Genomic DNA, 22887 nt, shown 5'->3' with positions numbered 1-22887 from the left:
GCCGGGGCGCCGTTCCGACGGCGCCCCGGCGCTCCACGGAGTCACGGAGTCACGGAGTCACGGAGTCACGGAGTCACGGAGTCACGGAGTTGGATCGTACGGCCAGGACGCTTCTCCCATGAGGCAGTCCCGCGAAGAATGCCCCACAACTTCAGGACAGCGGTGGCGTACGCCCCTCATAACCGGTACTCATGAGTCCCTGCCGGGCAGCGCCCGCTGTGTCTGTCCGGCTCCGGCACTCACAGGGGGAGGCGGCCGAGGACGGCTGAGGCGAGAGCCGCGTCAAGTGCTCCGACTCCGGTGAGGTCGGCGACCGTGATGGCCGAATCCGGCCTTTCGACGGGCGTCTTGAGCAGCTGGCCGACCGCTATGTCGCTGTCCGGGGCGACGGCTCCGGCGCGGACGGCATGGCCGAAGTCACCGTGGTCGAGGCACTGGGCGTGGTCGTCGGTCGCGATGAGCCGCGCCCGCCGGAAGAGCTCCGGGGGGAGCTCGTTCTTGTGCGGCATGTCTGTGCCGATACCGGTCACGTGCGCGCCCTCGCTCACGTGGGCGGCATCCAGGACGGGGGCTGTCGCCGGGGTCGTGGTCATGACCATGTCGGCTGCGGCGGCCTCCTGGGCCGAAGCGGGCCGGGCGGGCAGGCCGCCCGCGTTGAGCTCCTCGCACAGGGCGTCGGCTCGGCGCATGGTGCGGCCGTGGACGAGCACCGTGCTGAGGGGGCGGAGCTTGGCCAGCCAGGACGCCTGGAGACGGGCTTGTTCGCCGGTGCCGAAGACGCCCAGTGTGTCGGCGCCGGGGCGGGCCATGGCGTGGGTGATCAACGCACCGGCGGCGGCAGTACGCCAGGCGGTCAGCAGACCTCGGTCGTCGAGGAGTGCGCGTATCTGTCCGGTGCGTGCGCTGACGACGCAGACCAGACCGTGGTTCGACGGAAGGCCGAGACCGGCGTTGCGGTAGAAGCCAGTCGCGATCTTGACGGTGAAGTCGGCGGCTCCGGCGATCCATCCGGCTTTGACGTGGCAGTCCCCGTCGGCTTCCGGGAAGTCCATGTGCAGCGGCGGCGGCACGCTGGTGCGGCCTTCGGCGTGAGCGATCAGAGCATCCCGGACGGAGTCGAGGACCAGCCGCGACGTGGCGGCCTCCTCGATTGCGGCCGCGTCGAAAACGGGGAGCGTCATCGGCGCGCTCGCATCCACTGGGCGAACGCGGCCAGGCCCTCTTCCGGGTCGCTGCGGCCGATGCCGATGCGGAACCGGTCGGCGGGAGTGGCGGTGAGTTCGGAGCGGTAGATACTCGCGGGCAGCAGAAGAACTCCGGCTTCCTCCACCAGGCGGGTACAGAACTCCTCCACCCCGTCGGCGCCGAGGTAGCGCGGGTAGGCGACGCAACCGCCGTCCGGGGCCTGCCAGGCGAAGTCGTCCGGGAACTCGGCGAAGAACTCGTCGAAAGCCTGCAGGTTGGACGCGATCAGGGCTCGGTTGCGCTCCAGGATCGTCGCGCGGGCCTTCAGCGCGATGCGGGCCAGGACCTCGCTGGGGGCGGAGTTGCAGATGGTGGTGTAGTGCTTGGCCCGTTCCAGGCGTGATCGCAGCGCGCTGTCGCGGCAGGTGATCCAGCCGATACGCAGCCCGGGCAGTCCCAGGGACTTGGAGGTCACGTTCAAGGACAGCGCAGCCTGCGAAAGATCGGCGGCCTGAGGCAGGGTGCGGGCCGGGTCGCGCTCCAGGCCTCGATAGACCTCGTCACTGAACAGGTGGATGCCGCGCTCGTCGCAGAGGCCCGCCAGCGCGATGAAGTCGGCGGAGTCGATGACCTTGCCGGTCGGGTTGTTGGGGAAGTTCACCGACACGACACGGGTGTTCGGCCGGATCGCCGCCGCCACCGCGGCGAGGTCCAGAGCCCAGTCCCGGTCCGGGTCGAGGGCGACGCCGGTGACCTCGCACAGCGCCAGCGGCACAGTCTCCGCGGCCTGGTAGTTCGGGGTCACCACCACAGCGTGGTCTCCCGCGCCGAGCAGGACGTTCATCGCCAGGTAGAGGGCTTCCTCGGCGCCCGCGAAGCAGATGACGTCATCGGCGTCGGCGTGCTCGTACGTCTCGGCGATCACCTCGCGCAGCGCCCGGTCCCCGAAGGTCTCGGTGTAGCCGAGGGGCAGGTCCTCGAAGGCGTACCGGTCCTTGTCGTCGGCGTGGGCGAGCAGCTCGCTGAGGGTCATGGTCTGCACGTCGGAAGCGGTCAGGTGATAGCGGGCAGTGAACTCCCAGCGGGAGAAGTATGTTTCCAGACGGAAGTCGGGCAACCGGGTCATGGTTGTGAGTCCTTTGTGTTCGTTAGTCTGAGCTCGGCCAGCAGGCCGTAGACGGTGGACCGGGACACCCGCAGTGCCCCGGCGACGACCGGGGCGGCGCGGCGCACCGCGAACACCCGTGCCTCGTCCAGGCTGCCGAGGACGGCCAGGCGGTCCTGGCGGGTGAGGCGATCGACGGGGCGACCCGATTCGCGCACGTACGAGCCGATGATGTGCTGGATCCGCTCGGACCAGTCCTGCTCGAACAGCGGCTCGGGGCGCTGCACCGTCGGGGCGCCGAAGGCGGACAGGACGGATGCGGCCTGCTCCAGCGGGGTGCGGTCGAGATTGATGCACAGCACCGCTGACGGCCGGTCCTGCACGTCCCGCAGAATCGCGCTGACCGAGGACAGCCGGCGGCCGTCCGCGAGCAGCTTCTCGTACGGCCCGTACACGTCCTGTGCCGACGGGTCGAGCTCGTCCAGTTCGCCGAGCAGCGAGGGGTCTCCCGGGCCGCGGGTCGCCATCGGGTTCCAGATCTCCAGGACCCGGTCGGTGTCCGGGTCATGCAGGACAACCTCGGCGTACGGACCGAGCAGCAGCGCTACGGCCTGACACACCGGCGCCCACATCCGCACACGAGGGTCGTTTCGGCCTTCTTCCACATTCCCCATGACTGGACTGTACGTCCAGACTGGACAGAAAGTCCAGGTCTCTCGTATGGGGGGTCCGCGCGGACGGCTTGCCTCGGTGCGGGAGCATCGGGCGGATCAAGGCCCGGCCGCCTCGCACGGGACCCGAGCCTGCTTCACGAGCCCCTCCTGGACCCGGCACGGCTCACCGGCGACAAGACTCCGAGGCAGGGGTGGGGTCGCGGGCTGGATCACGAGGCCCGAGTCCCCCAGAATGACTCCGCAGTAACCAGACAACACGTCACGAAAGGAAGCGCCTTCGCATGGCCGGCAACAAAGACATGGTGGCCTTCATCGAAGCGCGGCTCGCCGAGGAGGAGCAGGTCGCGAGCGATGCAGGCGGCGCGAGTTGGAGGTGCCCCGCGGAAGTGCCCGGAGAAGTCCACGACAGGACGTCCGGTATCGCGTTCACGGTGAGAGGGGCCGGGTACGACCGGCACATCGCACTCCAGGATCCGGCTCGCACGCTGGCCCGCATCGAGACGAGTCGCGTCCTGCTCGGCGAGTATGCGGAGGTCGCGGACCGGGACGCCGACCGGCCCGACGACGACTTCACCTCCGGCCGGGCCGTGGGACTCGGCTTCGCAGTGCGGCAGCTCGCGGCCGAGTACGCCTGGCATCCCGCCTACAAGGCGAAATGGCTCCCCCGGTTCATCCGGTAGCGCTTACCGAGGGCGCGAGACGCCTGCACCGGCATCGACGGGCCCTCGTCGTCGCCGCCGCGGCTCTCAACTTCCATGCCGCTGCGCGGATTCGCGTTCCTCATCCCCTCGGTCTCCGCACACAGGCAGCCCGGGTACCGGCGACTCATGGCGTCGGCACCCGGGCTGCTGCGTTCAACGTTCGCATGCAGCAGCCGGCTCCCGTCGGAGATCACGCAGGGGCGCCCGCTGCTCGGCGACCGAGACCTCCACCCCGGCAACCAAATTCTTGCGCAAGTTGCTGAAAGTTCTTTCAGGTGAGGCGAGTACCCCTTAGACTCGGGCGACTTGTTCAATACATGAAGACAGGTGGACCATGTCGAGAGGTATTAGTTCGTTAGTTGTCGCTTCGGCAGGGGTTCTCGCGCTCGTGACGGCCGCACCGGCCCATGGCGCGCAGGCCGTCGCCTCGCCCTCGGACGTGAGTGCCCCACCGTGCGTGCAGTGGTCGGCAGGCTGGCGCTACACCCTGGTCACGAACGGCTGCGACACCGCTCAGCGGATAACCGTGACCTACACCAGCGGGGCCGACATCCCGTGCCGCACCGCGGGGCCGGGCGACACCGTCACCTTCCCCGGGTACGGAACCCAGGGTGACTCCGTCCTCGGTGTCGTGTTGTGCCCCACATCCCCGCGCTGACGGGCGGTTTGCGGACCACTCGGCCCATCCCGCCGGGCTCGGTGTCATGAGCCGACCACATTGATTCATCCCTGAGGTCGCCCGCGGAACGGGCTGCCGGGGACCGCCACCTGGACACGCGTCCGGTGCCCCGTCACTCTTCCACGGAAGGACCGTCCCTCAACGTGCAGGAAGGGTCCGTCAGCGAGCTGACGGACCCTTCCTGCACGATCGAGACCAGGTGATGCGCGGATGAGGGACAGGACGCGGCTGGTCCAACCTCCGCAGGAGACACGATGGCCGAACCGGTGCCGGTCCCAAGCGCCGTCGCTCTTGCTCCCCCTCGGAGGTGACAGCGCACATCCCCACCGGCTACGGCACCGCGGCCAGTACGAGTCCCGCATGACGCGCCACGTGGTCCCGACGCGAAGCCTCAGGATCAGTCACACAGGAAGGCGTACTCGGTCTTGTAGTTGATCACGAGGCTGGTTCCGGCTGCATCAGCCATCGTGGCGGTGACCGGAGCACACACGGGCTCATCGGTGTAGACGGGTCCGGCGTACTGGGAGAACTTGCCACTGTCGGTCTGACAGTGCGCACCCGGCGGGAGCGAGGCACAGACCTTGATGCTCATCTTCCTGGCGACACCGAGGTTGTTGTCGAGGATGACGCAGCCGGAGTCGTTGCCGCCCTTGGTGTAGGAGAACAGTGTGGCGAGACGCATCCTCGGGTCGGTTCCCACCGGCAGCGGAATTCCCCGTTCCAGGTCATAGCCCGCACCGCAGACATTCGCCGCCCGCTTCACTGCTTCGGGGTTCGCCTCGGCCAACGCACGGGTCTCGTCGGATGCTCCGGCCGAGAGCTTGACGGCCGAGGCGGTGGGGTCTTCGGCGGCGGATGCCTGAGGCGCGACGAGTCCGAAGGTCGCGACCGAGGCAGCGGCCACTGCAATACGGACGCTTCGTCTCATGGTCATGGGCATAGCTGTCCCCCCTAGGTTCATGCGAAATGGTCGGGATCGCAAGAGGAGATCCCCCAATTCCCGCTTCAGGGAAGTCTGGTCGCCCCCGCGATCAGTCAAGAACGTAGAGAGTCCAGAGCAGTCACCCGCCATGTGATGGCTCATACAGAGCCTTCATCACAACGCCCCTTCGGTCACCATAAGTTGCACGACGCGGCCCGATATATCCAGTTTGGCAAATACTTCGACAGTGTCGCCTTCAGCAAAGCCACGCAAAGTCAGCGGACTTGCCACCAGAAAGCCTCTGCCGTGCGGTTCTACCCAGGCCCGACCTTGGCTGGAAGCGTATCCTTTGGCTGCAGATCACTAGCCCGTAGCTTCCGTTCCGCGGCTCGTCGGCCTGGTGTCGGCGAGTGGGAATCCGGGCCATGCCCTGCCGCCAGCAGCCGGTTGAGGCGGGCACATCCACCGCCGGCGGTCCGGGACGGGACGGAGCCGTCGCGCTTGCCCGCGGGAAGGCGGCGACACGGAAAGCCCGGCAGCGGCATCGAGAAGAATGGATGCCGCTATTCCGGAAGACACCCTGCTGCATAACGGTTCCGGATCTCGCCGTACCGGCGGTGTACGCGGGCCCGGCCCGGGTGGACCGGCTCCGCATATCGCGGGACACCAGTCCCACCACCGCGGCATGCGGGCGGGTCAGATGTGACCCAGCACGTTGACCACCCGGCCGTTGGGGTCACGAACGCCGCCGCACACGCTTTCGCAACAGGCACCAGCGAGGAGGACGCCCACCGCCCCAGCGCTGTGATCAACGACACACGCACACCGCTGGTCACTCTTTGCTCGTCAGTTCGTCAACCACACTCCGCGGCAGCGCCGTTGAGCAGTCTGGCCGGAAAGTCCCTCGGCCGAACCCCTTCGGCGATGATCTCGAAAAGGGTCGAACACCTTGGAGCGCGGGGACCGCAAAGGGGTCGGGTCGGCCATACCGAAGGCGCAGACCCGCGCTCGAACACACGGCCGGATGGCCGAGTATCGCCGCTGGTATTCATGGAGAAACAGCGGCAGGGCAGACTCAATTCCCGTACAAGAATCAAACATTCCGGCGGCTCTGTCACTCTTGGTGACATCCGCCGGCCACCCCGCGTGGCCCTGCCGCACTCAAAGCCCTTTTCGCCACCACCCCGACTGATTTAGGTTCTTGGTTGTCGCGGGGGACCCGGGGAGGGGCACTCGCGGGGTGGGCAACTGCCGGACTCCAGGGGGGATTTCAGTTATGCAAGCCATCAGCGGCAAGCAATTCGTTCACGTGGGTGACACCGCTGTGCCAGGCGCGGCCTCGGGTCTCTCACCCTCCTCGCGGATGCCCTGAGACCGGCACCGTATTCGACTCCTCGCCAAAGAGGGCCGGAGAGCCGACCCCAGCCCAGGGATGTCCGGGCGGCCTGAGCGATGCCTTTATCCGCGGTCGGGGCCATCTCGGCCGCGGTCTTCGCGGGCCGGGCGACCGGTGACCCGTATTCCGCGTGTCCCACACCCTTCGACCGGCAACCCTCGCCGGATTCCCGGCAGCGGCGTACGTGTCGGCAGACCACTCGCGCCGACGCGTGTCCGGACCGCGTCCTTGGCCGCACTCCGGCACGAGATCGCCCTCTTCTTCCGGGCCCTTGTGCCCCATCCCGTTTTCGTGTCCGCATGAAAGGAACTCGATGGCTGACGAAATGGTGCGTCGCGCCCAAAGATTCATCAACACCACATACGGGAATGGTGCCACCCTCGGCATATCCAAGCTGGACGAGAACGGCCAGACCAGCTGGACCGTCATGTACGCCCTCACCCGTGCCCTGCAGTACGAGATGGGCATCACCGCGCTGTCCAACAGCTTCGGTCCGGGCACCCTTTCGGCGCTCCAGGAGAAGTACGGCAAGCTCGACGAGACCACGATCCCTTCGGCGAACTTCTGCCGGATCATCCAGTCCGCCCTGTACTGCAAGGGCTACGACGGCGGTGACATCGACGGCAAGTACAACTCCCGCGTCAAGGCCGCCGTGGCGAAGCTGAACCAGAACATGGGCGTGGACGGCACCTACCCGGGCAGCTCCCTGTGGCCGAAGGTGGTCAAGGGTCTGTTCAACATGGACGCCTATGTCACCGTCAACAGCGGCTCGGAGACCATCCGCTCCATCCAGCAGTGGCTAAACGGCCGGTACGTCCTCCGCAAGGACTACTACGTCATCCCCTGCGACGGTCACCACTCCCGTGACGTCGCCAGGTCGATGCTCCTGGCCGTCCAGTACGAGCTGGGAATGGCCGACGGTGTCGCGAACGGAGCGTTCGGCCCCGGCACGCAGGCCGGCCTGAAGAATCACACGCTGGCCACCGGCTCCTCCGGAGTGTGGGTGCAGCTCTTCACCGCCGCCATGGTGCTCAACAAGCGCCCGGTGTCCTTCTCGACGTCGTTCACCTCCTCGCTGGCCGACAGCGTCAGTGTGTTCCAGGCGTTCATGAAGCTCGCCGTCAACGGGCAGGGCGACTTCCGGACATGGTCCTCCCTGCTGGTCTCCTACGGCGACCAGACCCGCCAGGGCGAGGCGTGTGACGGCGTCACGAAGATCACCCCTGCCCGCGCGCAAGCCCTCAAGGACGCCGGCTACAAGTACGTCGGCCGCTACCTGTACAACCCCTCCACCACCAGCCTGCCCGAGAAGGAGATCCAGCCGGGCGAGCTCGCGACCATCAAGCAGTACGGCCTGCGCTGCTTCCCGATCTACCAGACATGGGCGCGCTCGGTCGACTACTACAGCGTCGCGCAGGGTGTCACGGACTGTCTGAACGCCGCGTTCAAGGCGGAGGAGCACGGATTCAAGCCCGGCTCACGCATCTACTTCGCGGTTGACTACGACGCGGTGAACGACGAGGTCACCTCACACATCCTGCCCTACTTCCGAAGCGTCAAGGAGCAGATGGACCGGCTGGGCAGCCCCTACAAGATCGGGGTCTACGGCCCGCGCAACGCGTGCTCCCGGATCTCCGCGGAAGGCTACGCGGACACCAGTTTCGTGTCCGACATGTCGTCCGGCTTCTCCGGAAACCTCGGCTACGCGATGCCGGAGAACTGGGCCTTCGACCAGATCGTCACCAAGGCCGTCGGATCCGGTGACGGCCGTATCGAGCTCGACAACAACATCGCCTCCGGCCGCGACACCGGCCAGGGAGACTTCCACCCCGCTCCGTCCCAGAAGCTCGACATCGGCTTCGACCTGGCCCACTGGGCCGCCCTGCTGAAGGAGGCCGACGACTACATGGAGTCGATCGGCCGACCCGGCAGCACGGGCTATGTCTACACCCGGAAGCAGTGCCTGGAAACGATCATGACTCTCGACGCGGCCATCACGTCGGCGTCCCGCCGGTACCGCATGCGCAAGGCCCTCATCCAAACGTCGGCCTTCTGGGAGTTCTGCCACTACAGCTACAAGGACGTGACGGAGGACGCGGGCGTGGTGCTCTACCACACCGGCGTCATCCCGGACTGGGGCAAGGACCTGCCGGGCGTCAGCAGGCTGGTCGACAGCAGCACCGGCGTCGCCAAGGTCTCGGGACGTACGTGCATCCTGTCGCGAAACAACTCCATCCGTACGGGGCTCCTGGAGGGCGAGATCCTCAACCCGACCTCCGACGGCGACAGGTGGGCGATGTGGCAGAAAGTCAACCAGGACAACGTGTTCAATCTCAGCACCGTCCCCCACCTGCACATCTGGGCGGCGGACGGAAAGGCGGGCGACCATGACGAGACCCCGATACGCCGTCCCGCACTCGACTACACCGACAATGAGACGTTCGAGATCCTGCGCCGCTACCAGGGGTTCGGAGACAAGGCCGTGTCCGACGCGCGGCTGCGGATGCCGCTCTACGCGATCTTCGAGAAGTACAACCGCATCGTCCGCGGGTCCTGACAGGCCGTGATCACAGCATCCGACCCATGGCAAGGGCACGACTTCGCAGCGCTGTTCTCCATCCTGATCGCCGGAGCGGCGACCGTGCTGGGCCTCGCCGTGTACCTGTGCTCACGGTTCTCACGAGCGGCCCGCCGGCAGAGGGCTCCGTTCGCCGTATGGCGGGACGTGTCCCTGGCGACGGCCGGAGTGGCACTCGCCCTCTATCTCTGGGGGTGTCTCCACGTCCTCTTCCTCGAGGACCAGGAACAGGCCGAGGAATGTGAACGGCAGCGTCCCGAGGGAACACCCACCCTGGTCGGCCTCAGAGGCGACTTCATCCCGCTACGGCTCGTGTGCGAGGCATCGGACGGCCGCGACTACTCCATCGTCATCCCCGACTACATCAACCCGACCGTCGCCGTCCTGCTGCTGCTCGCGCTCGCCTGCGCCCTCACCTCCGCCCTTCTCCACCAGAAGCAGCGCACGACAACACGGAAGAAAGGCTGACCTGTTGAGCCCCACGGACATGACCCGCAGACACGCCCTCACCGCTGCGGCCGGTGCCACCGCCGCCGCGAGCCTCGGCTCCACCGCTCTCCTCGCCACCCCTGCCGCCGCCGCCCCACGGCCCCTCAGGAACGACGAACTGAAACAGGCGCTGCGCCGCGTCGAAGCGCGCCGCCGCCGCCTCCTCACCGGCCGGCCGTCGGCCAACCGGTGGGAGATGCAGAAGGCCGCCGACGACGGCGGTGACATCGTGACCCGTAGCGTGCCGGGCACCGGCCTCGACATCACCGTGCGCATGGGAGACACCGAAACGGTCCTGGTCCATGTGGTCCGCCGCTTCCACTACGAGGTCGACGCCCTCGGTCTGCACGGCGAACCCAACCCGGTCAAGGGCTGGGTGCCACCGTCGGCGGTCCGGGACAGCCGGCTGCCGGAGTCGAACCAGGCGTCCGGCACCGCCGTCGTGATCCGGCCGGACTTCTACCCGCCCGGCGTGCGGGGGTGCTTCACCACCGGACAACAGCTGATCATCCGTGACATCATCGCCGACACCGAAGGCATCGTCCGCTGGGGTGGCGACGACCGCCGCCCCTACGAGGGCCTCTTCTACCTCACCGTACGTCCGGGCGACGCACGTCTGGAGCGGGTCGCGGCAAGGATCCGGGCCTGGGACGAAACTCCGGGCGTGGGTGCCGGCGTGGTACCCGATGTGACGGAGCCCTCCCGGCGCCGCCGGGCCGCCCGCTACCGCTGAGCCCTCCGACCCCTGACGCGCGCACGTGCACGCATCTGAGCGAGACATGAGTCCCGCTCAGATGCGGCGAGGGCCGTCGGCTCGTCAGTCGGTCAGATGCCGCTCCGCGTAGACCATGAGAGAGTCGCGCACGAACACGGCCGCTCGCTTGGCGTGCTGGTCGCACACGGCGGTGAACCGGGGATCGGCGACACGGAGTTCACTCAGCCCGATGACGTACGAGCGACTGGCGCACACCGGTCCGGACAGCCGCTCACAGGCGGGGAGGGTGAGTTCCCGCGGCTGCGGGCCGGGGCGGCACAGCGGGGTCAGACGGAGGCTGCTGCGGTCTTCCCCGCGGATTCGGCAGCTGCCGTGCCGGTGGCGAGGGCCGTGTAGTACACCGTGGAGCCCTGCTTGGCCCGCTCCACCCTGCTGCGGGCCACCAGACGTTCGGTGGTGGTGCGCACCAGGTTGTCGTTCACGTTGCGGCCGGGGTGCGCCTGGGCGAGGGCCTTCGCGATCTCGCCCGCCGTGCGCGGCTCACTCTGAGAAATGAGATGCGCGTGGATCAGGTCGGCGAGCGCCGGACCCTTCTCCGCGGTCTTCTCCGCGGTCTTCTCCGCGGCCGTCCTCGCAGGTGCGTTCTTCTCAGCCGTCTTCTTCGTGGCCGCGGGCGTCTTCGCAGACGCCGTGTTGGCCGCGGGCTTCTTCGCGGACGCCTGCTTCTGCGCCTTCTCGGCTGCCGGGGCGGCCGTGGTCTTCTTTCCGCGGCGTGCCACGGGGACCGGCATGGTGGTGTCACCGAGGGCCGCGCTCATGCTCTGCAGGAGCACGTGGTCCTGCTCCAGGGACGTGAGCTGCGTCTGCAGCGTTTCGAGTTCGGCGCGGATTCGGTCCTGTTCGGCCGTGTTCTGTTCCAGGTCGGCGGTGACCTTGTCGGCATACTGGGATTTGAGGTCGGTGTTGGTGTGCGTGGGCACGAGGGCTCCTCAATATGTTTGGGTGCAGAGAGCGGACTCTAACTCACGCGTTGTGGAGAATGTGTGTGGGGCGCTCAACTGCACTACTTCCGTGTGGTGTGTTCGGGAAGTATTTCCCGCCGCCTCCCCGCCACAGGATCATCTCCCAGGCCGTTCCGCGTCCTGTGCCGGGGTAGTTGTCCTCGTGCGGTGTGTTGAACTGGGCACCCTGCCGTGCCGCTGCCTGGACTCATCCAGAAAACTTTAGGGCGTATCCCAATTGCCGACCTCGCCACGGCTGTTCGGCATGCCGTCGAGAGCGATCGACAGGGTGGTGTTGCGGTCCCCGACTGCGGCCATGACATTGGTCATCCAGACAGGCCCGCTCGTCTCGACCTCGTCGTACCGCTTTCCGTTGAAGGTGTAAGCGCCCGGGTCGCCGTTCTTGCGACATGCTCGGCGAGGGAGTTGGAGGCGAAGCCGGGGTCCTGGTTCACGCCCAGCACCACACTGTGCCGTTGCTCCCCGTTCGCCCTCCGCGGGCAGACACCGCAGTCGCTTCAGCATCGCCACCGCGGGCCTGGGCACCTCCCCTTGACGCCGTCCGCCGGAGACGGGCCCCGCCGCCACCACCTCCGCGCACATGCCCAGAACGACCGGGGGCTCGCCCATGCGGATCAACACCGCGAACCCGCCTGCCGCCGTCGCGCGGAACAGTGGATCCGCCGCGGTTGCGAGGCTCGTCAGCCGGTCAACGTCCGCCTGCGGACCGGCGGGCAGTTGCTGCTTCGGTGACCAACGCGCACCACTCCATATGCGGGGACTGCGCGCCCTCGCTGCGGCACTCTTCACTGACGGCGTCCAGCCAGCGCTTCCAGAGGTCCGCCTTGCTCCAGGCGGTGAAGCGCCGGTGCGCCGTGGCCGGTGAGACGCCGAACTGGGCGGGGAGCTGCTGCCATCCGCAGCCTGCGGTGAGGACGTAGACGACGGCGGTGAACACGGTCCGCTCGCTTGCGGCGCCGGAGGCCTCACCCGCGCCGCGGGATCGCTTCGGCAGCAGCGGTTCGGCCGCCGCCCACAGCGCGTCGGGCAGCAGACGTTCGGCGAGTACCGTGCTCAGCGTCACGGAGAGGCGGCTCGAAATCTCCTCCGTCTCCGGCTCCGGGACGGGGGACGCCGCGGCGGCCCGTCCGGCTTCGTTGCCGACGGCGAACGTGTCGTCGTCCCTGGCGGAACCGTCCTCCGCCCCGGATGCGCGGGACTCGCTCTGGTACTTTCTCCAGCGGGCCAGCAGGTCGTGATGGCTGCCCCGGATCCAGCGCATGTAGTCGCGCATGTTCCGCAGACGCAGGCGCGGCGCCTCCTCGTCCGGGCCCAGCAGGGCCAGTGCCCGGTCAGCGAGCTGCTCCTGCTGGTCCAGGTACCGGCGCTCGCCCGCGAGGAAGCTGCCCCAGACGTCGTCATCGACCCGGAAGTAGTGGCTGCGTTCTCCGGGCACGGCGTGGCGCCGGAGGAATCCGGCCTCCGCCAGGCGGCGTGTCACCAGGGAGATGGAGCCCGCGCTGACGCGCAGAGCACGGCCCAACTCCGCCGAGGACACGTACGGCACGTCCGTGACCAGCAGATAAGCAACGACCCGTCCGTCCATCCGCCCGGCACCGGCCGCCTCCCAGAGCAGTCCCATCTCCTCGACGAAGTCGGCACGGTCCCAGTCGCCGGTGTCCCGTGCGCTCCGGTCCGGGGTGTCGGCTGACATTCAGCTCCTCCAGTAAACGTTCATCTCATTTTAAAAGTTTCGCAGCTTTTCATTGACACGGCATCTCGGCAGGGCCAGCATCACGGTACGCGCCCCGGCTCGCTCTCTGGTCTTCCACCCCTCCCCGGACCGGATCATGGCGCGCTCACCCTCCCCAGGGAGTCGTCTTGCTCAGATCACCCATCTCAAGGACCGCCGCGGCGAGCGTAGCGTTCGCACTGGCACTCACCGCCTGCGCCGGCGGCGGTAAGGGCAACAGCCGACCGGGTTCGGCAAAAGGCTTCTCCGTGGCCGTCGGCGAACCCGAGCACCTCACCCCCGGTCGTACGCTCGTCACCCTCGAACCGCTACGTGTGCTCTTCGCCCCCCTGACGAAGGTCGACACCAAGGGCCGTATCAGCTACATCCAGGCCGAGTCCGTCACCTCCAGCGACTCACGGCACTGGACGATCAAGCTCCGCCAGGGCTGGACGTTCCACAACGGCGAACCGGTGACCGCCGCCAACTACGCCGACGCCTGGAACCAGGCCGCATACGCTCCCAATGCCTGGGTCGCCAACGGCCAGCTCGCCAACATCGAGGGCTACGCGGCGCTCAACCCGAAGAAGGGCAAGCCGGTCACCAAGACCCTCTCCGGGGTCAAAGTGGTCGACCCGACCACCCTCGAAGTCACCCTCACCAGCCCGGACAGCCAGTTCCCACTGCAGCTCACCCCCAACCAGGTCGGCTTTTACCCGCTTCCCAAGGCCGCCTTCAAGGACCCGACCGGCTACGACCGCAAGCCGATAGGCAACGGCCCCTTCGCGATGACCGCCCCCTGGGCGAAGGACAAGGGTGCCACCGTCACCACCTTCAAGGCGTACCGCGGCACCAAACCCGCCTCCTCCTCCATCACCTTCAAGAGCTACGCCGACCTGCAGACCGCGTATACCGACGCCCAGGCCGGTACCACCGACGTGATCGGCGTCCCCGCCAGCAAACTCGGTCAGGCCAAGGCCGATTTCGGCAAGCGGCTGTACACCTACGACGCCCCCGCGCTCGAATTCCTGGGCCTGCCGCTGTACGACAAGCGCTTCAAGGACGTCCGGCTCCGCAGGGCGCTGTCCATGGCGATCGACCGCGCGGCCGTCAACAAGGCCATCTACGGCGGTCTCTACACCCCGGCCACCTCTCTCACCCCCTCCTCAGAGGTCGGCGCCAAGACCGGGATCTGTGACGCCTGCCGCTTCGACCCGGCCGCTGCGAAGCAACTGCTGCAGGAGGCGGGCGGCTGGTCCGGGACGATGGTGATCACCTACCCCGGCGGCCTCGGCCTCGACGAGCTGTACAAGGCGATCGCCAACCAGCTCCGGCAGAACCTCGGCATCCACGAGGTCACGGCCAAGCCCACATCCGACTGGTCGGAGTTCAGCGACAAAGTGTTCGGCAAGAAGGTCACCGGACCGTACTTCGGCCACTGGGGCGCCCTCTACCCCAGCATGCAGAACACCCTGCGCGGCATCTTCACCAAGGCGGGCGGGTGCTACGTCTGCAGCTACTACAGCGACGACGACGTCGACGCGCTGCTGAAGCAGGCCGACGCAGCCACCCCGGAGAAAGCCCCGGAACTCTACAACCGCGCACAAGAGCGGATTCTCCAGGACTTCCCCGTCGTGCCGCTCTACTACGGCACCTACGTCTACGCCAGCACCGCGCAGGTGACCGGTGTGGTCGTGGGCCCCGCGGACGTGGAACTCGACCGCATCTCAGTGGTCGGCTGACACACCGCCGCCTCACCCGCGCGACCATGGCACCGCCCACCCGGCGACCTCCCGCACCTGCCCACCCGGCAGACCCCCCGCACCCGCGATGCCCCGGGGCCGGCCCATCCCGCCGACCCCGGCCGCGCACGCACCCGCCCGAACGCCCCCGCTCAGGAGACCGCACCCGATGGCGACAGCGACATCCGATCCGTCCGTTCCCGCGTCCGGCAGCACGCGCACCGCATGGACGCGGAGCGCCCGGACCGTACCCGAGACCCACGCCTACCCCGGAGTCGACGAACTCCTCGCCTCGTTCCGGACCCTGGCAACCGCCCATCCCCGCTTGGTCACCGAGCGGCGGATCGGAACATCACGTCTCGGGGAACCGCTACACTGCTTCACGGTCTCCGACGACCGCCCCGCCGCCGACGACCCTGACTCCACCTCGTACGTCGTCGTCGGAGGAGTCCACCCCAACGAGCCGGTGGGCGCCGTGACCGCGCTGCACCTGGCCACCACCCTGTGCGAGGACTCCTCGCTGCGCGCCCACTTCGGCGGAGCATGGCACATCGTGCCCTGCATCGACCCCGACGGGGCACGGCTCAACGAGGGCTGGTTCGCCACCCCGTCCGACAAGAACCGCTACGGACGCCACTTCTACCGCCCCGCCGGCGAGGAGCAGGTCGAATGGACCTTCCCCTTCGCCTACAAGGACGCCTACTTCGACCGCGTCCTGCCCGAGACCCAGGCCCTCATGCGCCTGCTCGACGAGACCCGCCCGCGTTTTCTCACCACACTGCACAACTGTGAGACGGGCGGCGTCTACTACTACCTGAACCGGCCGGCGCCCTCGCTGTACGGCCTCCTCCACGACATCCCCTCCTCTCTCGGCATCCCGCTGTCCACCGGAGAGCCCGAGGCCGCCCACGCCCCTCGCTACGCCCCCGCCGTCTTCGGCTGCATCGACATGCGGGACACCTATGACTACCTCGAACGGCTCGGGGCCGATCCCACCGAGGAGCTGGCGGGCGCCTCCAGCGCCGCCTACGTCGAGCGCTACGGCACCTTCTGCTTCGTCACCGAGGTCCCGCACTGGACCCACCCCGACTCGGACGACAACTCACCCACCCTGGAGAGCTATCGCGACGTGGTCCTGCGCAGGGCCGAGGGGATGGCGCAGACCAGCCGGTACCTGAACGGCATCCTCGACGCGGTGGGACCGCACCTGAGCATCCGGACCCCCTTCCTGCGCGCCGTCCGCGACTTCGTCCCGTCACTGGCCCAACTCGCCGGAGTGGAACAGGCCCGGGCACACAGCACCGAGGACCGGCCCGCCACGGTCGCCGAACGTTACGCCTGCAACGTCACCCTGCACAGCTGCCGCATCCGCTACGGCGGCATGCTGCTGCGTGCCCTGGACGCGGAGCTGACCGCCGGTACTGCCTCACCCGACGTACGCACCCACCACCGGGAACTGTCCAGGATCTACGACACCTGGGAGAAGGAGGCCGAGCCGGTGTCCGGCAGCCCCATCCCGATCGCCACGCTCGCCGGCATCCAGTACGCCTGTCTCCTGGCCGCGGCGGACCACTCACGCCGCGAGACCCGGCGGCCCGAGCCCCCGGCCTCCCGCGAAGCACCACCCGCGGCCACCGCCCGCGCGTCCACCCCGGAGGTCACATGACGCCATACCTGGTACGCCGCTTCCTGGAAGCGCTGCTGGTCTTCCTCGGGGTGAGCCTCGTCATCTACTCCATGGTGTACGTCCTGCCAGGCGACCCCGTGGCCGCCCTCGCGGGCGATCGGCCCCTGCCGCCGAGCGTGGCGAAGGCACTGCGCGAACAGCACCACCTCGACGATCCGCTGCTCACCCAGTACGGCCGATACCTCGGCGGCCTGCTCCAGGGCGATCTCGGTACGGACTTCACCGGGCGCCCCGTCGCCGAACAGATGGCCGACCGCTGGCCGGTGACGCTGCGACTGGCTCTGACCGCCTGGGTGATCGAGGCCGTCGCCGGTATCGGCCTCGGTGTGCTCGCCGCCCTGCGCCGCGGGACCTGGACGGACCGGGCCGTGCTCACGTTCACCATCGGCGCGGTGTCCGTGCCGGTCTTCGTACTCGGCTACACCGCGCAGGTCGTCTTCGGCGTACGACTGAAACTCTTCCCGGTGGCGGGGGACGCGGCCGGGTGGCCATCGAGCTATGTGCTGCCCGCGTTGGTCGTCGCCTCGTTCGGGCTCGCGTCGGTGTCCCGGCTGGTGCGGACGGAAGTCATGCAGAACCTGCGTGCCGACTATGTGCGCACCGCCCTCGCCAAGGGGCTCACCCAGCGAAGAGTGGTCGTGGTCCATGTGCTGCGCAACTCCCTCATCCCCGCGGTCACCTATCTCGCCATCGATCTCGGATACCTGCTCGGGGGCACCGTGATCGTGGAGGGCGTGTTCAACCTTCCGGGCATCGGCCAGCTGCTCTTCCAGGCGGTCCGCGGCCACATCGGGCCCACAGTGGTGGGCGTATCGACCACGCTGATCCTGATCTTCCTGGCCGCGAGCGTGCTCGTCGACCTGATCAACAGCCTTCTTGACCCGAGGATCCGCTGTGACTGACACGACGACCGGGCCGCCGGACGGCACCGCCCCGCCCACCCCCTCACCGCCGGCTCACACCGGCGTCGGGAATCCGCCCTCCCGGGCGGTCCCCGCACAGATCCCCGGCACCCAGGAAGGCAGCGGTGGCAACACCTGGCGCAAGCTGCGCCGACGTCCTCTGCTCGTCCTCACCGGCAGCTGCGTCCTGCTGCTCCTGGTCGTGGCGGCAGGGCCCGGCCTGTTCGCCGGCTGGTTCGGCAACGGCGACCCACGGGTCTGCGACATCGGCCGCAGCGCCGAGGGCCCCACAGCCGGACACCCGTTCGGCTTCGACATCCAAGGCTGCGACCTGTACGCGAACGTGATCCACGGAGCGGGTACGTCCCTGGGCGTCGGCCTGATGGCCACCGTGTGCTCGCTCGTCGTCGCGCTGGTCCTGGGCTGCCTGGCCGGGATGTCCGGGCGGCTGGTGGACGGCGTGATCGCCCGGATCACCGATGTGTTCCTCGGATTCCCGTTCCTCCTCGGCGCCATCGTCGTGCTCAACAGCGTGCCCTCGCGCAATGTGGTGACCGTCGCCCTGGTGCTGGTGCTCTTCGGCTGGCCTGCCATGACGCGTGTCGTGCGGGCGTCCGTACGCTCCGTCCGGGAGGCCGACTATGTCGTGATGGCCCGCAGCCTGGGCGCCGGCGAACTGCACATCGTCGTACGCCACGTACTGCCCAACATCCTGGCTCCGGTGCTCGTCCTCGCCACCATCGCCGTCGGCGGCGTCGTCGTCGCCGAGGCGGGACTGACCTTCCTCGGCGTGGGCGTCGAATCCCCGGCGATCTCCTGGGGGCTGCAGCTGGCGAGCGCACAGAACTCCTTCCAGACCCATCCCCATCTGCTGATCTTCCCCGGCCTGTTCCTGTCCTTCACCGTGTTCGTCCTCATCGCCTTCGGCGACACGGTGCGCGACGCCCTGGACCCGAGGACCCGGTGACCCATGCGTGACTCCCTGCATGCATCCCACGACAAGCCGGCCTCCGGCCCCGCACCCCTGCTCGACGTCAAGGGCCTGACAGTCGACCTCCGGACCCGCGACGGCGATCGCCGTGTCGTCACCGGAGCGTCCTTCGCGCTCCACGAGGAGGAAACGCTCGCCCTCATCGGCGAGTCCGGCTCCGGCAAGAGCATCTCCGCCCTGGCCCTGATGGGCCTGCTCCCCGCCGACACAGCCCGGGTGAGCGGCGATGTCCGCTTCCGCGGCGAGAACCTGCTCACGCTCACTCCCCACGAACTTCGACTCCGACGCGGCAACAACATCGCCATGGTCTTCCAGGACGCGCTGTCCGCACTCAACCCCACGTTCACCGTCGGATTCCAGATCGCGGAGATGCTCAGGGCCGGGAGCCGGGGCGTCAGCCGTCGCGAAGCGCGGGCCCGGGCCATCGATCTCATGGCCCGCGTCCGCATCCCCGATCCGGTCCGCCGCTACCGGCACTACCCGCACCAGTTCTCCGGCGGCATGCGCCAGCGCGCCGTCATCGCCATGGCGGTCGCCCTCAGCCCCGACGTCCTCATCGCAGACGAACCGACGACCGCCCTCGACGTGACCGTACAGGCCCAGATCATGGAACTCCTGGCCGAACTGCGCGAGGAGACCAGGTCCGCCCTCCTGCTGATCACCCACGACCTCGGGCTCGCGGCGGGCACCGCCGACCGGGTGGCCATCATGTACGCCGGCCGTATCGTCGAACAGGCGCCGGTCGAGAGCATCTTCGAGCGCCCCGCCCACCCGTACACCCGCGGGCTGCTCGCCGCGGTGCCACGGCTGGACGGCGACATCGGTGCCCTGAAACCCATTCCGGGCACGCCTCCCGCGCTCGACGGGCTGCCCGAGGGATGCGCGTTCCATCCGCGCTGCCCCGCGGCACGTGCCCGCTGTGCGCGCGAACGGCCGCCACTCCTGCCGGACCTGCGCGCATGGGCACCTCCGCCCAAGGAACCGCACGAACTGCCGCCAGAACAGCAGGACTCGCCCGCCCGGCTCACCGCCTGCCACTTTCCGCTGGAGGTCTGACATGTCCGCTCAACCCCCGGCCGAGGCACCGCTGCTGGAAGCACACGGCCTGACCAAGCACTACCGGGCCGGTGGCCTGCTCGGCGGTCGTCAGCGCCGGACCACGGTCAAGGCCCTGGACGGCGTGGACCTGCGGCTGCGGCGGGCCTCGACGCTGGGCCTGGTCGGCGAGTCCGGCTGCGGGAAGTCCACACTCGCGCGGCTGCTGCTGGCCCTCGAGGCCCCTACCGCGGGCACGGTCCTCGTCGAAGGACGGAACCTGCTGGAGTTGCCGCGCGCCGAACTGCGCCGCCGCAGACGGGACATCCAACTGGTCATGCAGGACCCGTACACCTCACTCGACCCACGCATGACGGCGGAGGAGATCGTACGAGAGCCCCTGGACATCCACCGCGACCTCGTGCCGAAACGGGACCGGCCGGCACGGACCCGTGAGCTGATGGAGATGGTCGGTCTCGACCCCGGCCACGCCCACCGCCACCCGCACCAGTTCTCGGGCGGGCAGCGCCAACGGATCGGCATCGCCAGGGCACTCGCGCTCCGCCCGAGGATCCTGGTGTGCGACGAACCCGTCTCCGCACTCGACGTCTCCATCCAGGCTCAGGTCATCAATCTGCTCAAGGATCTCCAGCGGGAGTTCGGGCTCTCGTACGTCCTCATCGCGCACGACCTGGCTGTGGTGCGGCAGGTCGCCGACGAGGTGGCCGTGATGTACCTGGGGCGGATCGTCGAACAGGGAGACCGGGACACCGTCTACGGGCAGCCCGCCCATCCCTACACCCGTGCCTTGCTGTCGGCCGTCCCCGATCCCGATCCACGCAGCCGTGGCCGCGGCGGGCGCATCGTGCTGGACGGCGACCCGCCGAGCCCCGCCGAGCCGCCCTCCGGATGTTCCTTCCACACCCGCTGCTGGAAGAGCCAGGACCTGTGCGCCGGGCAGCGGCCCCTCCTGGCCACGCCGGAGCCCGGCCGACGGCAGGCCGCCTGCCACTTCCCCGAGTCCGTCCCGTCCTGATCCGCGCAGGAGACCGCATGCTGAACCAGGAGATCTTCCGCATCGACGATCCGGGACGCATCCGCGACCTGGTCCGCACCCATCCATGGGCGACCCTCGTCAGCCACACCGACCGCAACGGGCTGGTCGCCTCCCATCTCCCGGTCCTGCTGGACGACAGCCGGGGCGGGGACACCACAGGCACGGGGCTGACCCTCCTCGGGCACTTGGCCCGGACCGATGCCGAACTCCACGAACTCGGCGACCACGACGTCGTTGTGGTGTTCCATGGGCCGCACGGCTATATCTCCCCCACCTGGTACGAGGAGACTCCACACGTGCCGACCTGGAATTTCGTGGTCCTGCATGCCGGCGGGCGCCCGCAGGTACTGGACGCGGATGAGACGTACGGCGTGCTGACCGCGACCGTCGACCACTTCGAGGACCGCCTCCCCCACCCCTGGCGCCTCAAGGAGGTCGACGCCTACGCCCACCGGATCGCCAGTGCCGTCACCGGCTTCCGGCTGGCGGCGACCCGGGTGGACGCCAAGGCGAAGCTCAGCCAGGACGAGCACGAGGAAGTCTCCCGCAGGGTCGTGAGAGCCCTGGAGTCCGATCAGTCCTACACCCACCCCGACCTTGCCCGCGCCATGCGCGAGACCTGGAGGCAGCAGTGACCGCGACCAGCTCCCGTCCCGGTGCCCTGGACGCCCCGCCCGTCACGCTGCGCCGGGTGCGGCTCGGCGCGGGCGGCCCGCTCAGCAACGTACGGATCGCGAACGGCCTCGTCAACGCCGTGTATCCGGCGGACGCCCCCAATGCCCACCCCGGCGATCGGAACATCGACCTCGACGGGCGCACGCTCCTGCCTGGCCTGTGGGACGCGCATCTGCACATCGTCCAGTGGGCCGGTGCCCGCAGACGGCTGGACCTGTCGGGAGCGGTCTCGGCGCGGGCCGCGGCGGAGTGCGCCCGCAACCGGGCAGCCGGCATGCCACCGCGGGAGATGCTGATCGGCTACGGCTACCGTGACGGCCTGTGGCCGGACCAGCCGCACAAGGACCTGCTGGACGCGCTGCTCCTAGACCGTCCCACGGTGCTCGTCAGCGCGGATCTTCACACCGCCTGGATCAACTCCGCAGGGCTTGCGCTCCTCGGCCGGGCCGATCACCCGACCGGGGTGCTGCGCGAGGAGGAGTGCCTCAAAGCCACGGCCCAACTCCCGGCAGTGCCACAGGAGGTGACCGACCGCTGGGTGCTCGACGCCTGTCACGCGGCGGCGGAACGAGGGATCACCGGTTTCCTCGACTTCGAGTTCGCCGACAACGTCACCGACTGGACCCGCCGTGCGGGGGCGGCAGCTGTGCCGGTCCGGGTCGCCGCCGCCATCTATCCGGAGTACCTGGACGCCGCGATCGAAGCCGGGCTGCGGACCGGCGACGTGCTCGACGCCCTCGGCGGGCTTCTGGAGGCCGGGCCACTGAAGCTGTTCACCGACGGCTCGCTGAACACCCGTACCGCGTGGTGCCATGACCCGTACCCGGGTATCGCCTCCGGGCGGCCCGAGTCGCACGGAGTGGCCCGTATCGCGCCCGAGGAACTGCAGGCGGTCATGCGTCGAGCCGCGGCTCACGGGATCGAACCCGCCGTCCACGCGATCGGGGACCGCGCCAACGAGGTGGCGCTGGACGCGTTCGAGGCAGTCCGCTGCCGTGGCCGGATCGAGCACGCCCAACTCCTCACGCCGAAGGACGTACCGCGTTTCGGCGCCCTCGGCGTCACGGCGGGCGTTCAGCCCACGCATGCCCCGGACGACCGGGACATCGCCGACCGCCACTGGGCCGGCCGGACACACCGCGCCTTCGCGTACGCCGACCTCCTCGCTGCCGGAGCCCGCCTGGAACTCGGCTCCGACGCGCCCGTCGCGCCCCTCGACCCGTGGCTGACCATCGCCTCCGCCGTGACCCGCACCCGGGACGACCGGCCCTCCTGGCATCCGGAGCAGCGCCTGCCCCTGGTGGAGGCACTCGCCGGGGCATGCAGAGGCCGGCGGCTGATCCGCGTCGGTGATCGGGCCGACCTGGTGGTGGTCGACACCGATCCGCTCACGGCAGACCCCCACACCCTGCGGCGGATGCCGGTCCACGCGACGATGGTCGCGGGTGCGTGGACCCATGTGCCGGACTGAGTCGCGGAGTTGCTCCTACCACCGCCGCGGACGGGGCCCGGAATCGCATGGACCACCGCCCTCTTTCGCGCCGCAGTCCAGGTGAGCGGCCGAGCACCACGCGAACGTGAGCGCGCGGCGCAGGATGACGGTGCGATTACGGCCGCCATC

21 protein-coding genes are annotated in these 22887 nt (G+C 68.8%); 13 read left to right on the top strand and 8 right to left on the bottom strand.

Annotation, left to right across the window (positions count from 1 at the left end):
• Nucleotides 1-239 precede the first annotated feature (239 nt).
• The 3 genes from OG293_RS35290 to OG293_RS35280 are packed head-to-tail and all read right to left on the bottom strand — an operon-like array spanning nt 240 to nt 2964.
• Nucleotides 240-1181 carry an ornithine cyclodeaminase family protein gene (locus OG293_RS35290; RefSeq protein ID WP_406002817.1) on the bottom strand — a complete coding sequence of 314 codons (942 nt, stop codon included), beginning with the start codon at nt 1179-1181 and terminating at the stop codon, nt 240-242.
• Nucleotides 1178-2311 (bottom strand): aminotransferase class I/II-fold pyridoxal phosphate-dependent enzyme, encoded by a 1134-nt coding sequence (locus OG293_RS35285; protein ID WP_406002816.1) that lies wholly within the window; start codon nt 2309-2311, stop codon nt 1178-1180. The genes OG293_RS35290 and OG293_RS35285 overlap by 4 nt, the downstream gene beginning before the upstream one ends.
• Entirely contained in the window at nt 2308-2964 is a 657-nt protein-coding gene (locus tag OG293_RS35280; protein WP_406002815.1) for a transcriptional regulator, read from the bottom strand. The genes OG293_RS35285 and OG293_RS35280 overlap by 4 nt, the downstream gene beginning before the upstream one ends.
• Nucleotides 2965-3245: 281 nt before the next feature.
• On the opposite strand from OG293_RS35280, the gene OG293_RS35275 reads away from it, so the two are divergent.
• Both OG293_RS35275 and OG293_RS35270 read left to right on the top strand, forming a co-directional pair.
• Nucleotides 3246-3644, top strand: a complete 399-nt coding sequence (locus tag OG293_RS35275; RefSeq protein WP_406002814.1) for a DUF6221 family protein — start codon at nt 3246-3248, stop codon at nt 3642-3644.
• Between the two features lie 409 nt (nt 3645-4053).
• Complete coding sequence (locus tag OG293_RS35270) at nt 4054-4323, top strand: alpha-amylase (protein ID WP_406002813.1); 270 nt, start codon at nt 4054-4056, stop codon at nt 4321-4323.
• Between the two features lie 418 nt (nt 4324-4741).
• On the opposite strand, the gene OG293_RS35265 is transcribed toward OG293_RS35270, so the two are convergent.
• A complete protein-coding gene (locus tag OG293_RS35265) occupies nt 4742-5278 on the bottom strand; it encodes a hypothetical protein (protein WP_406002812.1) in 537 nt (178 codons plus the stop codon).
• A gap of 1697 nt (nt 5279-6975) precedes the next feature.
• On the opposite strand from OG293_RS35265, the gene OG293_RS35260 reads away from it, so the two are divergent.
• Genes OG293_RS35260 through OG293_RS35250 form a run of 3 tightly spaced genes read left to right on the top strand, consistent with a single transcriptional unit; the run spans nt 6976 to nt 10462 of the window.
• Nucleotides 6976-9219: a glycoside hydrolase domain-containing protein gene (locus OG293_RS35260; protein WP_406002811.1), complete on the top strand. Its 2244-nt coding sequence runs from the start codon at nt 6976-6978 to the stop codon at nt 9217-9219.
• A 6-nt stretch (nt 9220-9225) separates the two neighbouring features.
• Nucleotides 9226-9708 carry a hypothetical protein gene (locus tag OG293_RS35255; protein ID WP_406002810.1) on the top strand — a complete coding sequence of 161 codons (483 nt, stop codon included), beginning with the start codon at nt 9226-9228 and terminating at the stop codon, nt 9706-9708.
• Nucleotides 9709-9727: 19 nt separating this feature from the next.
• Entirely contained in the window at nt 9728-10462 is a 735-nt protein-coding gene (locus tag OG293_RS35250; RefSeq protein WP_406002809.1) for a hypothetical protein, read from the top strand.
• A gap of 84 nt (nt 10463-10546) precedes the next feature.
• Here the strand turns inward: OG293_RS35250 and OG293_RS35245 are convergent, their stop codons facing one another.
• From OG293_RS35245 to OG293_RS35230, 4 genes are all read right to left on the bottom strand, one after another.
• Nucleotides 10547-10699, bottom strand: a complete 153-nt coding sequence (locus tag OG293_RS35245; RefSeq protein ID WP_406002808.1) for a TipAS antibiotic-recognition domain-containing protein — start codon at nt 10697-10699, stop codon at nt 10547-10549.
• Nucleotides 10700-10770: 71 nt separating this feature from the next.
• Nucleotides 10771-11424, bottom strand: coding sequence for a BlaI/MecI/CopY family transcriptional regulator (locus tag OG293_RS35240; RefSeq protein ID WP_406002807.1), 654 nt, complete (start codon nt 11422-11424; stop codon nt 10771-10773).
• Between the two features lie 243 nt (nt 11425-11667).
• Nucleotides 11668-12075: a hypothetical protein gene (locus tag OG293_RS35235; protein WP_406002806.1), complete on the bottom strand. Its 408-nt coding sequence runs from the start codon at nt 12073-12075 to the stop codon at nt 11668-11670.
• A gap of 79 nt (nt 12076-12154) precedes the next feature.
• The gene (locus tag OG293_RS35230) at nt 12155-13159 is read right to left on the bottom strand and encodes a transposase (protein WP_406002805.1); all 1005 of its coding nucleotides are present in this window, start codon (nt 13157-13159) and stop codon (nt 12155-12157) included.
• 167 nt (nt 13160-13326) lie between these two features.
• Between OG293_RS35230 and OG293_RS35225 the strand changes: the two genes are divergently transcribed.
• The 8 genes from OG293_RS35225 to OG293_RS35190 all read left to right on the top strand — a co-directional run bounded on the left by OG293_RS35225 (nt 13327) and on the right by OG293_RS35190 (nt 22737).
• Entirely contained in the window at nt 13327-14919 is a 1593-nt protein-coding gene (locus OG293_RS35225; RefSeq protein ID WP_406002804.1) for an ABC transporter substrate-binding protein, read from the top strand.
• Nucleotides 14920-15088: 169 nt separating this feature from the next.
• Entirely contained in the window at nt 15089-16585 is a 1497-nt protein-coding gene (locus tag OG293_RS35220; RefSeq protein WP_406002803.1) for a M14 family zinc carboxypeptidase, read from the top strand.
• A complete protein-coding gene (locus OG293_RS35215; RefSeq protein ID WP_406002802.1) occupies nt 16582-17508 on the top strand; it encodes an ABC transporter permease in 927 nt (308 codons plus the stop codon). The genes OG293_RS35220 and OG293_RS35215 overlap by 4 nt, the downstream gene beginning before the upstream one ends.
• Nucleotides 17501-18475, top strand: coding sequence for an ABC transporter permease (locus tag OG293_RS35210; protein ID WP_406002801.1), 975 nt, complete (start codon nt 17501-17503; stop codon nt 18473-18475). Before OG293_RS35215 ends, OG293_RS35210 begins: the two co-directional genes overlap by 8 nt.
• Before the next feature lie 3 nt (nt 18476-18478).
• The gene (locus OG293_RS35205; protein WP_406002800.1) at nt 18479-19555 is read left to right on the top strand and encodes an ABC transporter ATP-binding protein; all 1077 of its coding nucleotides are present in this window, start codon (nt 18479-18481) and stop codon (nt 19553-19555) included.
• A gap of 1 nt (nt 19556) precedes the next feature.
• Nucleotides 19557-20570 (top strand): ABC transporter ATP-binding protein, encoded by a 1014-nt coding sequence (locus OG293_RS35200; protein ID WP_406002799.1) that lies wholly within the window; start codon nt 19557-19559, stop codon nt 20568-20570.
• A gap of 17 nt (nt 20571-20587) precedes the next feature.
• Entirely contained in the window at nt 20588-21226 is a 639-nt protein-coding gene (locus OG293_RS35195; protein WP_406002798.1) for an FMN-binding negative transcriptional regulator, read from the top strand.
• The gene (locus tag OG293_RS35190; RefSeq protein ID WP_406002797.1) at nt 21223-22737 is read left to right on the top strand and encodes an amidohydrolase; all 1515 of its coding nucleotides are present in this window, start codon (nt 21223-21225) and stop codon (nt 22735-22737) included. The genes OG293_RS35195 and OG293_RS35190 overlap by 4 nt, the downstream gene beginning before the upstream one ends.
• The last annotated feature ends 150 nt before the right edge of the window (nt 22738-22887 follow it).

The organism is Streptomyces sp. NBC_00829, from assembly GCF_045161795.1.
Lineage (GTDB): Bacteria > Actinomycetota > Actinomycetes > Streptomycetales > Streptomycetaceae > Streptomyces.
The sequence above is the reverse complement of the archived record's forward strand: the minus strand, read 5'-3'. Positions and strand labels throughout refer to the sequence as shown.

Bases quoted from the DNA above. Each gene is read 5' to 3' on its own strand.
- OG293_RS35290 (WP_406002817.1), bottom strand. From the start codon at position 1,181: ATGACGCTCCCCGTTTTCGACGCGGCCGCAATCGAGGAGGCCGCCACG.
- OG293_RS35285 (WP_406002816.1), bottom strand. From the start codon at position 2,311: ATGACCCGGTTGCCCGACTTCCGTCTGGAAACATACTTCTCCCGCTGG.
- OG293_RS35280 (WP_406002815.1), bottom strand. From the start codon at position 2,964: ATGGGGAATGTGGAAGAAGGCCGAAACGACCCTCGTGTGCGGATGTGG.
- OG293_RS35275 (WP_406002814.1), top strand. From the start codon at position 3,246: ATGGCCGGCAACAAAGACATGGTGGCCTTCATCGAAGCGCGGCTCGCC.
- OG293_RS35265 (WP_406002812.1), bottom strand. From the start codon at position 5,278: ATGACCATGAGACGAAGCGTCCGTATTGCAGTGGCCGCTGCCTCGGTC.
- OG293_RS35260 (WP_406002811.1), top strand. From the start codon at position 6,976: ATGGCTGACGAAATGGTGCGTCGCGCCCAAAGATTCATCAACACCACA.
- OG293_RS35250 (WP_406002809.1), top strand. From the start codon at position 9,728: ATGACCCGCAGACACGCCCTCACCGCTGCGGCCGGTGCCACCGCCGCC.
- OG293_RS35235 (WP_406002806.1), bottom strand. From the start codon at position 12,075: ATGGGCGAGCCCCCGGTCGTTCTGGGCATGTGCGCGGAGGTGGTGGCG.
- OG293_RS35230 (WP_406002805.1), bottom strand. From the start codon at position 13,159: ATGTCAGCCGACACCCCGGACCGGAGCGCACGGGACACCGGCGACTGG.
- OG293_RS35220 (WP_406002803.1), top strand. From the start codon at position 15,089: ATGGCGACAGCGACATCCGATCCGTCCGTTCCCGCGTCCGGCAGCACG.
- OG293_RS35215 (WP_406002802.1), top strand. From the start codon at position 16,582: ATGACGCCATACCTGGTACGCCGCTTCCTGGAAGCGCTGCTGGTCTTC.
- OG293_RS35205 (WP_406002800.1), top strand. From the start codon at position 18,479: ATGCGTGACTCCCTGCATGCATCCCACGACAAGCCGGCCTCCGGCCCC.
- OG293_RS35200 (WP_406002799.1), top strand. From the start codon at position 19,557: ATGTCCGCTCAACCCCCGGCCGAGGCACCGCTGCTGGAAGCACACGGC.
- OG293_RS35195 (WP_406002798.1), top strand. From the start codon at position 20,588: ATGCTGAACCAGGAGATCTTCCGCATCGACGATCCGGGACGCATCCGC.